The organism is Vibrio sp. 10N.222.55.B11, from assembly GCF_041473705.1.
GTDB lineage: Bacteria > Pseudomonadota > Gammaproteobacteria > Enterobacterales > Vibrionaceae > Vibrio > Vibrio crassostreae_C.
On the sequence record NZ_JBFRST010000057.1, the window covers coordinates 1 to 16397 of the forward strand.

The window sequence follows — 16397 nt, forward strand, 5'->3', positions numbered from 1 at the left end:
CGAAATCTCGCCGTGGGTTGCCAGAAATTATACGGCTCAAATAAGTATTGGAAAGAGCGGTATGGATACCACAAACGTTCACTCTCAGAAACAGCGATGTATCGAGTTAAACAGTTGCTAGGAGGGCAACTGAGCTTAAGAAATTACAATGCCCAGGTGGGTGAAACTTACGCGATGATAAAAGCGTTAAACAAGCTTACTGGGTTAGGTATGCCTGAAACTTGTCGTATTGATTAAGAAATACGCGAAACGGGGTAGTTCTATCTTTAAATTTAATTACGCAACAAAGCCTATCTATACTGTAATAACTATCAACAATGTTAATCACATTGTGTGTCAGGTCAAACTTCAGTAAATAAGTATAAAATAGATTCCACACTTAATGTTCCCATAAAGGGACATATAAAAAATGACCTTCCGCCACATGAGATGCAATACCTCACTCTCTAGGCCATATTTAGGTACTGCATAAATATATCGTAAGGTGAATAAAACCCTAGACTTTCTCGACCGCGAGTATTCAAAATGTGTTCTATTCTCGCCAGTTCCTCATCGCTCATCTCATCAAAGTCAGTGTCTTTCGGCAAGAAACGACGAATTAACCCATTCGTGTGTTCGTTCAACCCTCGTATACGGTTTCACAAAGTAAAAGTCTGCATTCGTTATCTTTACGCTCTCTTCATGGCTGGCAAACTCTGTCCCATTATCTGCCGTGATAGTTTTAAAGTCGTAGAATATAGACTGATGGACGTCTTTAAACCTTTCTATGACCACTTCTGCTGACTTGCTTTTAGACTTCTTATGGTGACCACTTTATAGGCTTTATTAATAATACTAATTGTTTGATATTTATTGTTTTTCCTGAAATAGTGTCAATTTCCACATAACTAATTTTATTTTTATCCGCTATGGCAGGAGATTCATCTTTACGCATCGACTCTCCTTGTTCCTCAAGGTACTCGATGTAGCGATACAACATATTCTTACTAACGTGTGTTTGTTGTTTTAAAGCTAACTCACCACTGAGGACATTGGGAGAAGTATGATTGGCTAGGATTTCTCTTAAATAGCCATCAACAAAAGAGTCAACGCTTTTGAAAGCCTTTCATTTACTGCCATCCGTTCTTCTCGCCTTAGCCAGTTTGTCCGCAACTTGCGAACAATGCAATCCTCTATACCCGTGATCATTGAAGGAGCTTGATTTTTTGCAATGAGAAGATCATGCTATCAACCATGAAAATTACTCTGACCAACCAACAAAAGCAGGAGCTAAAAGTCTTACACGATACTACTCGTGATGGACGGGTTCGTGACCGCATAAAAGCGGTCATTCATGCAAGTAACGGTTGGAGTCCTCGTGAAATTGCCGATGCGCTGCTCATTCATGAATCAACTGTGCGGCAACATCTCAACGACTACCTTCAGTTAAATAAGTTAAAGCCTCAAAATGGTGGTTCACAAAGTCATCTCTCTACCAGCCAAACTCGGGCGTTAGTTGGACACTTAACAGAGAATACCTATCACCACACCCATCAAATTGTCGCTTATGTATGGGCGTCATTTGGGGTTGAATACAGTGTGCCAGGCATGAACAAGTGGTTACATCAGCATGGTTTTAGTTACAAGCAGCCTAAAGGTGTTCCACATAAGTTTGATGAAAAGCAACAAGCTGACTTCATTGAGTTTTATAAGAGGCTTAAAGCTAGTTTGGGTAAGGAAGAAGCTATTATCTTCATGGATGCTGTCCACCCAACACAAGCCACCAAGGTCACTCATGGCTGGATACGAAAGGGACAAGATAAAGTCATTGAAACAACGGGAAGCCGAAGTCGCTTGAACATCGTTGGCGCCTTAAATCTAGCAGATATTGAAGGCACCGTTGTAAGCGAATATGACACCATTGATAGTGAAAATATCGTGCGATTTTTCTGCAAGATACGCGAAAGCTACCCCTTAGAGCACAAGGTTCACCTCATATTGGACGGTGCAGGCTATCATCGCAGTCAGATGGTAAAAAATGCCGCTTATGTACTGAACATAGAGTTACATTACCTCCCACCATACAGCCCCAATCTAAACCCAATTGAGCGGCTATGGAAAGTGATGAATGAGCACGCGAGAAATAATGTTTACTTTAAAAACAAAGCTGATTTTAGAGCTGCAGTAGAGCAATTTTTCGAGGAAACTTTACCTAAAATTGCAGGCTCACTGGTGTCTCGAATAAATGATAATTTTCAGGTGCTCAACTGCGCATCTTCAAGTTAACTGGGTATAAAATCATCAGGAGTATGACACCTCAGCTCCAGATGGACTTCGTTCCAACCCTCTCTCAACAGCTCTCATTGATACGTTTTCTGCTTTACGCTTAATGTAGAATCTGTCCTCTGATGTTAGATGTTCAGTCATCTCTCTCACTATAATCAAAATTATGAATAGACATGCAGAGAGCAGTGTAAATCGCTCAGCATTCATAGGACGTTCAAGTGTTACGTTTCATCTGGAGGACGGGGGATATTTAGTTCCAACATTTCAAAATATTCCTTTTTTGACTCATAAATATAATTATTTGGGACAAACCTTTCTCAAATACACTCTCTTGTTGATTCATTTTTCTATCTTATTATGTCTCTCTATACGGGACTCTCCCTAAAGAGTTTACATATTAAACTCTTCTTTTATTGACTTAAAAATCTATATTTAACACATTCAATAGGATTAATTATAAATGGATACATCTAAGTTAGATGCAACATATAGAAATTTTCGGTGGCAAATAATCTTAACGACTTTTTTGACCTATACCGTCATGTATATATCTAGAAAGGCATTCTCCGCTGCGGCCCCTGCGTTAATGCAAGATGTGGGTATGACTGCGGTTCAGTTTGGCTTTGCATCATCAATTTATTACGTTCTTTACGGTATTGCAAAATTCTCATCTGGCCTAGCTGCTGACCGCATTAACCCTCGTTTAATGCTTGCACCAATCCTTGCAAGTGTGACCGCAGTATGTGTATTCATTGGCTCAAGTGACTCTGTAAATAGCATATTATTCTGGTACTGCGTCATGGCATTAGTGCAGGGCTGTGGCTTCCCACCTATTGCGAAAGCTATCTCTCAATGGTATTCAAAGTCTGAGCGTGGTGGTTGGTACTGTATCTGGAATACTTCTCATAACGTTGGTGGCGCACTGGCACCACTTATCGCATCTGCTGTGATTGCATCAACAGGTAACTGGCGTATGGCATTCTACGTACCAGCGATTATCACAGCTGTTCAGGCTATTATTACGGCGATCTTTATGAAAGATAGACCAGAAAAATATGGTCTGCCAAATGTAGGGGAATGGAAGCAAGATGACAAACAGCTTGCTATCAATGCACGTTCTGAAGAAAATCTAAAGCTTTGGGATATGTTTAAGCGCTACATTTTAACCAACCCAATTATCTGGATGGCAATCTGTGGTGACCTTGCTATCTATATTATCCGTACAGTGGCCTCTGATTGGCCAAGCATCTATTTCACTCAAGTTCAACACTGGGAGCTTGTTAAAGCTAACTCTCTTGTCTCTTGGTTTGAGGTTGGGGGAGTGATTGGTGGCTTAACCTCAGGACTTATCTCAGATAAGTTGTTTGCTGCTGACCGCTGGAAAACTATTCTAATTTATACCTTGATCCTTGCTGCATCAATGATAGGTGTATTCCTCTTCATGAATGCAAGCTACATGCTAGTTTCTATTATGTTTGGTTTGATTGGTGTTGGTATCTATGGCCCCCAAATGTTGTTTGCACTAGGCATAATAGAAGCAGCACACGCTGATGGAGCTGGTGCTGCAACAGGCCTTAAAGGTGGGGTGACTTATATCGGTTCAGCACTTGCTGGGGCTCCTATTGCTCTTATTCAGGGTAGTTATGGCTGGAGTGGTGTGTTTAGCATCTTAGGTATTATCTCTATACTACTTATCGTTCTATCACTAGCACTAATCAAAATGGATTCGAACCAATGAACACTCAAGATGCAATAGAGTTTATTTTTATTATGCAGATTGGAGTTAAGCATCCTAACTTCGCAGAAGCATTGAAAACGGTTAAGCAAGCTGTTAATGCTCTTGAGTTGGATGTTAATAATGAGGAAGATGAAGAGTATCAACAGCTAAAGCAATGGGAAACCACTCACTAACGCTTTTTAGTTAAAAATAGTTAAATGACCTCGGCTTATTGGGTTACGCCCTCAAAGGGCTTAAGTAAGCGCCCAAGGCGCTAAACTTCAAAAACTAGTTAATGACGGTAAGCATCTTCCTTTCTTGGGTCTCGAAATATTCAAGAACTACTTGCTTCTCCAAACCAATTGTTGATACGAAATAACCTCGTATAGGTTATTACCTCTTTACTTTTGAGGTTACACCGTTGCCACGGTCAAACCTATGCAAGTCCCCCCAGCGTAGCTGGGGGTTTACCAATGTTTAATTAATTCATAAGTTACTGTTTTGTCAGCAAATAGAGTTTATCGTCACATATAGTTAAGTAAAAGTATCTATTTCTTGAAGTGATAATTCAAATGTAGTTTTATACTCACTCCAACAATAGATATTTTCAGAATACAACATACCACAATAGAACAATCCCGTATTTGTTAAGTTTAGCCCATAAGAAGAGATAGTTAGCAAAGGCTATATCGGAAGATGGTAGCCAGAAAAACCGCTGAAAAAATAGCTCTGTTGATAGGTAGGTCAAACGATCTCAGTTAGATTTTAGGCCTAGATTACCATCTTTAAGTTAAATTTGGTTAACTTAAAATAACTAGAAGTGCCCACATGAACATAAAGAAGAAACTATTGATTGCCCAAGTCATCGGCATACTGATCCCTATTACTATCGTCTCTATTTTAGTTGCTAATATTCTAAAGAACCTCGCCTTGGATAATTTTGTATCCAGCAGTAACAACGAAATACGCCAGGTTGAAAATGCGGTTTCAATCTACTTTAAAGATATTGGAGAAAACCTCACCTATCTCGCAAAAAGCCCTCAATTGATCCATGCAGATGACAGCATAACTACCTACATGGGGAAACCGAGCGCAGAGATGACTCCGGAAGAAAATGGGTCTGTGGAACGGACTATTTACTCACTATTTGATCAGGTGGGTAAAACCCATCCTGAATATGCCTATATCTACATGGGAACTGAAGATGGTGGATTTATACAATGGCCTACAGGGGGAAGCCCTGAAAACTATGATCCTAGGGGCCGTCCATTTTATAAAGCTGCTAGCACCTCGCCTTCAGATATCGTTCGTGGACAGGCCTATTACTGGGAACCAGATGATGCTGTGATCTTAAGTACCACAAGGACATTTGACTCAAAAAATGGTCGAAGAGGTGGTGTTATTGCTATCGACGTTTCACTAAAAACTCTCACGGATATCATCAAAAATATCAAGCTTGGTGAAAACGGTTATCTAATGATGATCGAAGATTCAGGCAATATCCTGGTCGATGCAGGAAAGCCGGAAAACAGCTTTAAACAAATCGATGAACTTAGTGGAAGCTATCGCACAATTAATAATACAAAATCTGGCCTGGTCAATATTGAACTGGATGGACAAAGCTACATGGCTAATGTGTATGAATCTAAAGTGCTAGGCTGGAAGTTCGTTGGCATCATTAGTCAGGATGAAGTGATGAGCTCCCGTAATGAGACTCTGGAGCTCATTGTCTATACTGTGTCTGGGCTTATTCTCCTGTTCATATTTGTCGCTGCCCTATTCGCGAACACAATTGCTAAACCGCTACAAATTGTTTCTGACAGTCTTAAAGAAATCGCATCAGGTGAAGGTGATCTCACGAAGACAATCTCTATCGATTCCAAAGATGAAACTGGAAAACTGGCTAGTTACTTCAACCAATTCCTTGATGCAATAAAACTGATTGTTCTTCAAATCACCGAATCTGGTAAACAAATGCTTAACTCATCAGAGCAAGCGATCGAAATTGCAGGAAAAATGGCTGAAACATCGGATCGTCAAAGCCAAGCTCTGGAGCAAGTATCAACAGCATTCAATGAAATGGTTGCGACTGCCAACGAAGTATCTACTTCATGTGCTGCCGCAGCGGATTCTGCAACGGTTGGTCAAAAACTGGTTGATGAAGGTCGTCAGCATATTGATCTGGCAGTTCAAAGTGTCCACCTACTATCAGAAGCGCTAACTCAGTCTTCAAGCGAACTAAAGAGCCTAGAAAATGATACTCATGGAATCACTATGATTCTCGACACAATCAGAGATATTGCCGACCAAACTAATCTACTTGCATTGAATGCCGCTATTGAAGCAGCAAGAGCCGGAGAGCAAGGCCGAGGATTCGCTGTAGTTGCTGACGAAGTTCGCGCGCTCGCGAAGAGGACCGCAGATTCTACTCAGGAGATTGATGAGTTAGTCAACAGGCTTCAGGTTCAAACCAAACAAGTCACTCAACATATGAGTCATAGTCTCAATAATTCTAGCCAAACCGTAGAAATCACTCAGGCAGTACAGAGTAGCTTTCATGGAATTTCCAGTTCGGTTGACGTTATTCGTCAAATGAATATACAGATAGCAACAGCTGCAGAGCAACAGCATCAAGTTGCAGAAGAAATCAACGGTCATATTCATCAAATACATCAAGATGCTGTAGTGGTTAAGGATATTTCTAACAGTGCGAATGACAATGCCAAGGAGCTTGATGATATCGCTTTGAATCTGAATACCCTTGTTTCCAGATTCAGGACGTAATTGATTGGGCTAATCCAAAAAAGGTCTTCAATACAAAAATCAAACGCTCATTTGTGTATGCGTAGTCATAATTTCCACATACAATAAGCGTTGTGCAACAAACTAAAGGTGGTAGAAAATGTTCATTTCCGTTCGAGAGCAGCATCTTAACAAAGGACGTAAGTACTGCATTTTGCAGTACTAAAACTTATCCGAAGGGTAGATTCTGCCTCTGACCGCAAAACGATTTCTGTCGGGTGGACGACACTTGTTACCAAGTGCCGTCTCCCTAAGAACCCAGCGTGCAACTTTCACTGCACTAGGCTTAAGCCTCTACAAAGGCATCAAATGATACCCAGCAACTTATAAAGCAGTGAGAGCAGGTTCAATCCAAGAATTACGAGCTAGCCTTTTGTGTTTTCTCTTTCCCAAGTATTCTTGGTATTGAGGGTCGAAAGGTGTCACTGCGCTTCGGATCTTCACATGTCTTTCTATCGGCACTTTAGCTATTTGGAAAAGATTAAACTGGCAATCCATATCCTTTATCTTCTGCCAACCGTGAAACTGCCATTGGCCTTTTCGGTTGATGAAGTATTTCAAGGCGATCCAAGTTTTAGATTTTGTTGGATGTCGCCTTTTAGCCCAATGCCATAACGCTTGAAATAGTTTGTGACCGACATAACTGAATACCTGCTTAGCTACGCAGTGGCGATAATAGTTCGACCACCCTCTAAGCTTTGGGTTAATCAGTTTGATAAGGTCGTTCACCGGTAGGGTAACGTGCTTTTTGATGAGTCCGCGCAAGTTACTTAGGAACGTCAACGTATTGGCCTTGCTCGGTTTGATGAGCAGTTTTCCTTTGTACTTCCTATGGTTGAACCCAAGGAAGTCAAAACCGTCGTTGATGTGAGTAATGTGCGTTTTCTCTTCGGATAACGTTAAGCCTCGTACCGCTAAGAAGTCAGCAATCAGTGGTTTGATATCGTTCTCCAACACTTCCTTTGAAGCGCAGGTGACGACGAAATCGTCGGCATATCCAATAAAGTTAGCTCTTGCGCCTTTCTTAAGCGCGGTAGATTTAATGCGCTGTTCGAGACCCGATAACGTCATCAACATCAAGGTGGGGGATATAATTCCGCCTTGAGGCGTGCCTTCGTCGGTGTCGTAAAACAGCCCTTTGTCTACAAAGCCAGACTTTAGCCATTGCTTCAACATACGTTTATCAACAGCAACATTATCCATCAGCCATTGATGCCCAATTTTGTCGAAACAGGCTTTGATGTCCCCTTCAAGAACCCATTGTGCTGACCGTTTCTGACTCAAACAGATGAAACACTGGCCGATTGCGTCAGCCGTGCTGCGATTTGGTCTAAAACCATAACTATTAGGGTCGGCAAGCGTTTCGGACACAGGTTCTAATGCTAGAAGATGGAGAGCTTGTTGGGCTCTATCAATCATGCATGGAATACCCAGAGGCCTGAGCTTACCGTTCTTTTTGGGGATGTAGATACGCTTGAGTGGTTTAGCTTGATAAGCTTTCCGACTCAGTTGATTTACTGCTTTCATACGACGCGCGTCTGTGTTCCAGACAACGCCGTCTATTCCAGGCGTTTACTGCCTTTATTTTGAGAAACCCGCTTAACAGCAAGAAGTTCTGCTGAGCGAGAATGAGTCAGTATCCACTGCAATGCTTTAGCTTTGCCGTGTTTACCGTCTCTAGTTGCCTTTGCGATACGCATTTGAAGCTTTAAGACGTTCGCCTCTACGGCCTTCCAGTTAATGGATTGCCACTGTGCACTGTCAGAAGATGCACTAATCTCATTCGAAATCATCATTTGCTTTTCTTCCTTAATAAAGTTCTTCAAACTCTCTCGCAACGAGAGACCAGTTGGAAGTGGGCTCACTTTCGTGACCAGACACAAGTCTGTATCTACATCGTTACAATGCAGCCTTAGCTTTTTCCAACCTCCTATACCTGCATCACTATCGGCCACACAGGCTTTCCCAGAGGGAGTGATACAGGCTTACCATGTTCCGTATGCAGCGCGATGGTAGGTTAGGTGCCCGCTATGGTGCGAAGAGCGTGTTGATCACGAAAGAGCATTGGACAATCTCTTTCCTACTCTTAGTGCCTTTTGGCTACAGCGTATAAACCACTTCCGCTGCTTCGTAATATAACGCACCTTGAACGGATTCACGTGTGTTCACCATACTACCTGCCTAGCACTCACCCGATTTATGTGGTTATCAGGAGGAGCCTTCTCTCGCGATTTAGCTCCCGACAAGATAGTTTCTTGTCTTCGTTACATTGTCAGAGCCGCTACTTAATTCAGGCTCCTAGGCTCATCTGGTGATACAGATGGTCCATTCTTAACGCGATGGACAGCGCTGCATACGACCTCATGTCGCACGTCCAAAAATGAGTTTCAGAAGCATCGTTTAATCAAGCCAAGTGAGTACCTTATCAAACCCCTTTGGCGTTATATTGATGTACCAATCTAGATCCACTTTTTTGCGCATAACCAGTCCACACTCTTCAAGAGCTTTACATGAAACTCGGAAGTTGTTCGGGTGAATATCTCTCCCAAGCACTTGATTGACGGCCAGGTTGATGACGGTTGACTTACCTTCTTTTACTCCTTTAATGAACGCCTTGGCCAAACATCTTAAGACCTCTTTTTGAACCTGGCTCATTCTTGCTCTTTTCATTCTCTCTGCCTCTTAATCATTGCAACAATAATTAAATTAAAATTCTGAAAATTTGTTTATTTCATCAAGGGATAGGTTCGTGCTGGCTGCTATATGCTTGCATGTAGAGTCAGTATGAAGCCGACAGAGCGAAGCAACGTCAGTCAGCTCTTTACTCATTTAAAGAACAGCTTTGTTCGCGATTCTAAAGAGAGATATTTTTTCCTAGAACCTTATAGACCGTAGTCCTACTGCACTCTAACTCTTTACTGATCGCATGCTTGTTCATTCCTTGGCCTGCAAGCTCTTGAATACGTGTATGAAGCGTCTTATTAGGAAATCGGCCAAGATGCCTTCCTTCAGAGCGAGCACGCTCTCTGCCTTCATTACAACGCTGTAATATTCGTTTTCTTTCCATTTCAGCAAACGCCGATATGGTCGTATAAATAACTCGACCTACATCGCTATTGATATCTAAATCCCCCAAATCATGAAACACCAAACCCGCTTTCTTTTGCGCTAGTTGATCGGCAATTTGCAAAGCATCAATGGTATTTCGAGCAATGCGGTCGACTTTGGTAACATGAATAACATCTCCCTCCCTTGCAAAATCCAGCAACAGGTTAAGCTGTTTTCTATCAGAAGATTTACCGCTCGCTTGCTCTTGGTAAATTTTTTCACAACCAAGACGTTTAAGTTGTTCAAGTTGAACATCGAGCGTTTGGTCTTGGGTGCTAACACGAGCATAACCAATTTTCATAAAATGGCCTAAAAGTGAACTTAAAGATATTGATACACAAGTGTACATGTTCACTTTAAATTATAAAGACTAACTGAACAGTTATTAGATGATTGTGAGTAATGTCCATAAAGTTACACCTTAATGGACAATCACTTAAATGATTAGGAGGCTCAATCTTTAATCATTGTAGCAATGAATAAATAAAAGTATGGAAAGAGGCTTAACTTGGTGGCCAGTTTTGATGGTGAAGATCAATATGGCTAGCCCAGATTAGTTTTGCTTATTAATTTTGTACTTAACATAAGCCTTAGCATGATCATAAACCCCTATAGCCCCTTCTGTTGTGCGCAGAGCATCAAGTGGTGTGACCAATGTTAAGTCAATTAAGCCATCTATATTTGGTTTAGTAGTCGCCAACCATTGCCATGACTCACTAAGGCTATGAACCTTACCAAGTTCTTCCATCACAAGAGCAAACATTTCTGATTCAGGATGCCAAGAGGTAGGGATAGTCGCAGGTCTACGGCCATTAGGAACTTTATGAGGAAGTTGGGACTTTTCTAACCACTCTTTGGTAATGTGTTTAACAGTCCAATCAGCTAGCTCTGACAAAGTTTTGTTTGCTCTTCGAGTCTCTTCATCATCGGGGTCAGTGGCAGGTTTTGTTGGAATAACAAGACCGATTCTTACCTGGCTCCAGCCTTGAATTACACGAATTTTATTGTACTCACGAACCTTTATCATTGATGCAGCAATATCAGTATCGTTGCTAACATAAACAATTTGTTCTAAGTCTTGCTGTGTTACCACATCAAATAAAGCTTCAGTAGCAAGGTTTACATCACTCTGTTTTTCCTCCAGCTTCCAGATTTCAACTCTATCACAGTCTCGTGGAAGGGTATTTCCCTGAACTTGGTAAACATGAACTTTGTTAACTGCGTAGTACCCCTCATATAAGCACAAGTCATCTCCCAAATGCTTTTGCAGAGCATTATGGTAAGTTTCTTGGTCTTTAGTAGAGTTGGTATCTAGAGCTGCTTTCTCTACAATTTTTGCTGTAAAGAATTTAATTCCCTGATTAAGTAGTTGAGGCGTAGAGTTTTCATGATAAACGCTAGGCAAAATTTGACTTTCAAACAAGGCTTTTAAATCTAGCCATTTGTACGGGCTTTTCTTTAAACATCCGTAGTAAAGGTTGTAACCGTCAATGTAGACTCGCGTATTCAATGTACTTATCGATCCTTCAGATACGAAAAAACCGACATAAAGTCGGCTTTTTCTTCCTACGAGATGGGGTCAAGCCTCGCCACCCTATAGGATTAGTTGTTAACTCTGATACTAAACGATACAGCAGAAGTGTCAAGTTATTTTGTTGACTAAGTAGTTAGGCCCGAACAAATTTTCCATCTAGATGGTCTCGCATTAAACATTAAGATTCCTTACCTTGAACTTTCATTTCTATACGCATATTCAAACCTTAATGGACACTTATTAAAAGAGCCCCTAACCATTGCAACAATGATTAAGGGCTCTAGCAAAAAGGTTGGTTTGTGTTTGGGTGCGCACTAATTCAATTATTGCAAATGAATCAAGTATGGAAAATTCACTTAAGTTCAGTGTCCAGTCTGACTGGAGCGATCATTCGGGGGAGTAGTTAGGATTAAAAAAATGTTTATAACTCTACGAGCCTCTGCAATATCTTCTCTAGCGCAGCTCAGAGCCCAATGATCACTTGCTAATCTGACTAAGCCAAAGCTAGCTGGTCAAAATCTATAGTTTTAACAGCCTTGAGGTTAATAGTCTGCTTTGCTTTCCATAAATCATACTGGTGTTGCATCGCTAACCAACTCTCAGGAGTTCCGCCCAGTACAACCTGTAGCTTTAGTGCCATCTCAGGGCTGATAGAGCTTTGGCCTTTCACGATGCGGTTGAAAGTAGATGGACTTACACCCAAGTTCTTGGCTACGGCTCTAGAACTAAGGTTAAACGGTTCAAGGTACACATCGTGGATTAGTTCGCCCGGATGTGGAGGGTTGTGCATAATCATTAGTGATAGTCCCTATAGTCGAGTATAAAAGCGTTTCCATTTCTAAACTGAAACGTAACGCGCCAGTTGCCGTTAACATCAATAGCCCAAATATCATCTTTCTTTGGGTTTAGCTGATGTAGTCTCCAGCCAGGTTTATTGATATCAGCGATAACACTTGCGGTATTGATTACAGCTAACTGTAACCTTAGCTTTTTGATATGTTTGGCTTGGATACCCGCAGCAGTCCCTTTAACAAAGAACTTTTCCAGACCAGTATGCTTAAATGATTTTATCATGTAGATACTATAGCGCGTTGCGCTTCACGCTACAATCTTGGTAAAGACATTTTAGCCCTCATCTGTTCTTTTAGCCAGTTTTGCTCTACCCGTGATCATTAAAGGTGGGGTAGAGAGGGAATTAGTAAATTATCCTACGCTAAGCAAAAGTTCCCTGATTGCATTTACCTATTGCCATTCATTTTGGTTTCGCAACATGTTTTTGCAACGCTGAAAGCCCAACGATGGGCTAAAAACTACCAAGCATTAGATCCAAAAGAAAGACTGGCAGTGTTGGCCGCAATGATGGAAGTAGAATAGACAGATTTGACTATGTTGGCCACAGTGCAAAAGTTAGGGGAAAACAGGCAAAGCACAGATGCGGTGTAACCGGTGTGCGTAAAAGCCCTAGATATAATGGTGGTAAACTTTCGCTTAATCATTGGTAAGTTTTGCCAAAAGTTTACCAGCGATCGACACAACAAATATTTTTGATCAATAAAGAAAGCGGTAGGTGTAATCGATATAACCTAACTTTCATCGTTGCCTTTACATTCCAACGAGCCAAAATATTGATCTGATATGAATAAGGCTTCTTGAATATTTTTTAGGCTTAGCTGCGGCTTACAGATAGGAAAGCATTAACATTAGCAGGTTAGGCTACACCACTATTTTTAATGACTTAAGAATTAGAAACAGTCTGCGCTACACCCAAGTAGTGCTTAAAATGGCTTTTTGAAGCGTAAATAACTATAGCAGTCTTTGTTACGCCTAGTGTAATAGCTATATTCACAAATAAGGCAGCGATATTTTAACTAAATAATTTCAATAACTTAAAATTAAAAAGTAAATCACTACAAAAATAAAATGCAGTTTGCACTACACCAAGAGGTAGAAACAATGAGTTGTATAGCACTAAATACAGTTGAGGCTACACCTTTCTATAATATATAGACAGAAAACACAGTAATGGCTACACCTTTAGAAGAATGAAAGCGGAAAGAAGCAGTTTTGGATACACCATTTAAGAAGATTGCTTGTGCACAGTATGCGTTATACGATTTTCCAACCCAAAACTACAGTAATGGATACACCTGACATAGCGATCCCAAACGTGCAGTTATGGTTACACCACAATAGTAATTGGCAATTGGAAGCTGGCTACTTTATTTCGGGTAAAGCTTTATTTCGCTTGGTGATTTTATAAGCCCATTCACCATGCCACGTCGTTTCCTGCCCATGTAAGTAACCAATTGATTCTAGTCTCTTAATTGCCGATTTAATCGATCTATTAGCCTCCTTATTGCTCATATTCAAAGCAAGACGATCTCTCATGCGACTTAAAGATACAGGGAAAGGGTCTTCGGGTAGGCAAGCAAAAAACAAATATAAGCATTGGGCTGTTTCAGCTCTTGGGATAGACGAAAGGGTGCGCATACTAATTAAGATTTGACGATCAATACGATACAGCTCCCACAGGTCAGGATCTCCTTCCAGGATGATAATATCGGTATCCATATTATAAACAAATTTCTTAAGCAACGAGGTTGATGTCGCTTTAGAGCCATCTTTCGTAGCCATACTTATCTTTTGACTCTGAATACGCTCTAGTGACTCTTTGATACGCTTACGAAACTTCGTGTTTAACATCTGCGTACTGAATCCACAAAACTTTGTAAATTCAGAGAGCTTCATTGTTATTCTGTCGGAATCATAACCATACTTTGAAAAAGCAAAGACAACCCCACACCAAACTTTGAAGTCTGTTCGTACATTGAGTCTTTCACCTTTGAGAGATGCGTATTCGTATCCTTCACGTTTGTACAGGGATATATCTCTGAACTCGTCGCTTACATTATGCTTTACAACAGTAAGATCATCACTTTTATTACTGTTCTTAGCAATAGGCGTAAATAAGGCTGTACGGATTAATATATTGGGCTGGATAGTATGTGTATCAGATATTACCAGACCATCACTAATCACCGATAAGAGTTTGTTTTCCATAGATAATATCCAAATTTAGTTACTAACATAATTTGCAGTTCATGCTACACCATACACAGTCTATGATACACCGTCTACAGTTCATGCTACACCCGATGCAGTTTATGATACACCTATCACGGTTTAGGCTACACCCTGATCATGCATAAAGCCAATACTGACAAGGCTTTGAGGCGATCAAGGATCAATTTGGATCTATTAGGTTCATATTAGGTTCATATTAGGATAATTAGGCCTGTGGATAAGTGGATAACTATCCGAATCCTTTATACTAAATGACTGACGGGGAACGCTTTTGGCGTTCCTGTGTCTGATTTGGGCGATGGACAACTATTCGCTCGTACCTCACGAAAGTTGACCACACACAAATCTGAAATAAATAACTCAACACATGATCTGAGAAAGATCTTTAAGCTTTGTTGTATATTGAGGCGATAAAAAGTTACGATTCATCTGCCAATGTTGTGTTGTTCCTTGGGAGAAATGACGATATCGACTTCTGAAAATACTTCAGACAAAGCTCATCCACAACCTGAAAGTCCATGGTGATCTTCTCTGTCAGAGCCTCGGCGTGGATAATATTTTTCCCCTTAATCAAAAACTGGATCTGAAATTTGAATAAGGACTTTTCCTTCGCTTTCAAGCACACTTTGTACTTCTTGGAAATTCCAATCATCACCAGAAATTAAATCCGCATCAAAAGGAACAGTGGCATCAATGCTTTCAAGACGCTCTAATAGCTCTTTAACATTAGAGTATACCCCTTCCTCTTTTGCTTCTTGGAGGAAGGTTCTTGGCGGTTCATGGTAGACTTTACCAATTGGTAGTGCACCATACTTTTTATATTGAATCTTGACTTGTAATGTTGGTGATGCCTTTCTTAGCAATTCCAAAATCTGACTTGTTTTCATGCGACAACTTTCCCTCTAGTTGGTGTCTTCACGCATAATGCGATAGTTAACGACTGCAATTATGCACCGAATGGAATTAAACAGATCCTTAACACTGCGAAGTAATCCCACATTAAGCCTTAAGTAGCCTAATAATGAATCAAAGCAGAGGTATAGCCCCAACCACTAAAGAAAGCCGCTATTACACCTGCTATTCTCGCTGCTGTGTTGACGTCTAAAACTATCATGGTCAGCGCAATTCCAAAGCCGAACAAAGATAAAATAAGGGACATCAAACATTGCATTTTTTGGTGTGATTGAAGCATCTATTTTCCCCATTACAGCTTCACACATGTAAATCTACAAGATGTAGAACCCTGATCATCAAATTCAAATATGTAGCCTTTAACACCGTCATCATTAGTATTCTCGCCAAACCTACAGCTACCTATTGCTTTAACACTTACACCTGTTAGATAGCAAATAGAGAAATCCTTATCGAACTCTTTCTTGGGGATAAAAGCATTACATCCGGAGAAAAATTTTCCGCGCCAATGTTCGCCAGAAAAAACAACTGGATTGTCTTTTAGCACATAACCTACTTGTTTAACCGAACAATCAGATTTATCGGTAAATACTTCTGTCAATTGAGATGCGAGCGTAGGGCTTGCCAATAAAGCTATTAGTAAAAGTGCTTTTTTCATGTAATCCTCTTGTTTAGTCATTACAACGATACAGGGCTGAATCTCCCTTGTTATTCGATTGGATGGTATTAATCGGTTATGGTCTTGGTAGTCGTCGCTAAACCAAGACAACAACATATAACGCTCCTAACTGTTCATTAGATGAGTAGTACAAAGGTCTGTGAGATCCGATACAGTGGATATTCTTTCTCTACATTACTCTTGTGGCCAATCACCAAATGCACTGTAGGGTTCTGCGGTTTAACTGAAATTGCGATTTTCATGTTCATGTTACGGTTGTTTTGCAAGTAACCGACTGCCGCATTTAGTTCTGGAAC

16 protein-coding genes and 2 pseudogenes are annotated in these 16397 nt (G+C 40.7%); 5 read left to right on the plus strand and 13 right to left on the minus strand.

The genetic code is table 11. The annotated features are described in order from the left end of the window. Positions 1–237: pseudogene (locus tag AB4503_RS19750) on the plus strand (IS5/IS1182 family transposase); the annotation flags it as partial. Between the two features lie 562 nt (positions 238–799). Here the strand turns inward: AB4503_RS19750 and AB4503_RS19755 are convergent. Continuing rightward, positions 800–934: a hypothetical protein gene (locus AB4503_RS19755; protein ID WP_372048958.1), complete on the minus strand. Its 135-nt coding sequence runs from the start codon at positions 932–934 to the stop codon at positions 800–802. A 299-nt stretch (positions 935–1233) separates the two neighbouring features. On the opposite strand from AB4503_RS19755, the gene AB4503_RS19760 reads away from it, so the two are divergent. From AB4503_RS19760 to AB4503_RS19775, 4 genes are all read left to right on the plus strand, one after another. Continuing rightward, complete coding sequence (locus AB4503_RS19760; protein WP_371708614.1) at positions 1234–2265, plus strand: IS630 family transposase; 1032 nt, start codon at positions 1234–1236, stop codon at positions 2263–2265. 460 nt (positions 2266–2725) lie between these two features. Further along, a complete protein-coding gene (locus tag AB4503_RS19765; protein WP_372048957.1) occupies positions 2726–4003 on the plus strand; it encodes an MFS transporter in 1278 nt (425 codons plus the stop codon). After that, complete coding sequence (locus AB4503_RS19770; protein WP_372048956.1) at positions 4000–4176, plus strand: hypothetical protein; 177 nt, start codon at positions 4000–4002, stop codon at positions 4174–4176. Before AB4503_RS19765 ends, AB4503_RS19770 begins: the two co-directional genes overlap by 4 nt. A gap of 634 nt (positions 4177–4810) precedes the next feature. Continuing rightward, complete coding sequence (locus tag AB4503_RS19775) at positions 4811–6766, plus strand: methyl-accepting chemotaxis protein (RefSeq protein ID WP_017098238.1); 1956 nt, start codon at positions 4811–4813, stop codon at positions 6764–6766. A 342-nt stretch (positions 6767–7108) separates the two neighbouring features. On the opposite strand, the pseudogene ltrA reads toward AB4503_RS19775, so the two are convergent. The 12 genes and pseudogenes from ltrA to AB4503_RS19835 all read right to left on the minus strand — a co-directional run. Next, a pseudogene (ltrA, locus tag AB4503_RS19780) lies at positions 7109–8580 on the minus strand (group II intron reverse transcriptase/maturase). A 604-nt stretch (positions 8581–9184) separates the two neighbouring features. Then, positions 9185–9454: a hypothetical protein gene (locus AB4503_RS19785; protein WP_029223978.1), complete on the minus strand. Its 270-nt coding sequence runs from the start codon at positions 9452–9454 to the stop codon at positions 9185–9187. 184 nt (positions 9455–9638) lie between these two features. Then, the gene (locus AB4503_RS19790) at positions 9639–10193 is read right to left on the minus strand and encodes a recombinase family protein (RefSeq protein WP_076678502.1); all 555 of its coding nucleotides are present in this window, start codon (positions 10191–10193) and stop codon (positions 9639–9641) included. 252 nt (positions 10194–10445) lie between these two features. After that, positions 10446–11402, minus strand: a complete 957-nt coding sequence (locus AB4503_RS19795) for an NYN domain-containing protein (RefSeq protein WP_372115621.1) — start codon at positions 11400–11402, stop codon at positions 10446–10448. Between the two features lie 517 nt (positions 11403–11919). Beyond that, positions 11920–12222 carry a HigA family addiction module antitoxin gene (locus AB4503_RS19800; protein ID WP_016786835.1) on the minus strand — a complete coding sequence of 101 codons (303 nt, stop codon included), beginning with the start codon at positions 12220–12222 and terminating at the stop codon, positions 11920–11922. Then, positions 12222–12500 (minus strand): type II toxin-antitoxin system RelE/ParE family toxin, encoded by a 279-nt coding sequence (locus AB4503_RS19805; protein ID WP_016786836.1) that lies wholly within the window; start codon positions 12498–12500, stop codon positions 12222–12224. The genes AB4503_RS19800 and AB4503_RS19805 overlap by 1 nt, the downstream gene beginning before the upstream one ends. A 1140-nt stretch (positions 12501–13640) precedes the next feature. Further along, positions 13641–14486, minus strand: a complete 846-nt coding sequence (locus tag AB4503_RS19810; protein WP_102556540.1) for a RepB family plasmid replication initiator protein — start codon at positions 14484–14486, stop codon at positions 13641–13643. Positions 14487–14870: 384 nt separating this feature from the next. Continuing rightward, positions 14871–14993, minus strand: a complete 123-nt coding sequence (locus tag AB4503_RS19815; protein WP_277870693.1) for a DUF4113 domain-containing protein — start codon at positions 14991–14993, stop codon at positions 14871–14873. Positions 14994–15076: 83 nt separating this feature from the next. Beyond that, complete coding sequence (locus AB4503_RS19820; protein WP_372047628.1) at positions 15077–15397, minus strand: hypothetical protein; 321 nt, start codon at positions 15395–15397, stop codon at positions 15077–15079. Between the two features lie 128 nt (positions 15398–15525). Then, the gene (locus tag AB4503_RS19825; RefSeq protein WP_157939777.1) at positions 15526–15702 is read right to left on the minus strand and encodes a hypothetical protein; all 177 of its coding nucleotides are present in this window, start codon (positions 15700–15702) and stop codon (positions 15526–15528) included. Positions 15703–15714: 12 nt separating this feature from the next. Next, the gene (locus tag AB4503_RS19830; protein WP_133153060.1) at positions 15715–16080 is read right to left on the minus strand and encodes a hypothetical protein; all 366 of its coding nucleotides are present in this window, start codon (positions 16078–16080) and stop codon (positions 15715–15717) included. Positions 16081–16217: 137 nt separating this feature from the next. Further along, positions 16218–16397, minus strand: a 180-nt coding sequence (locus tag AB4503_RS19835; protein ID WP_371997027.1) for a hypothetical protein, incomplete at its 5' end; no start/stop codon positions are given.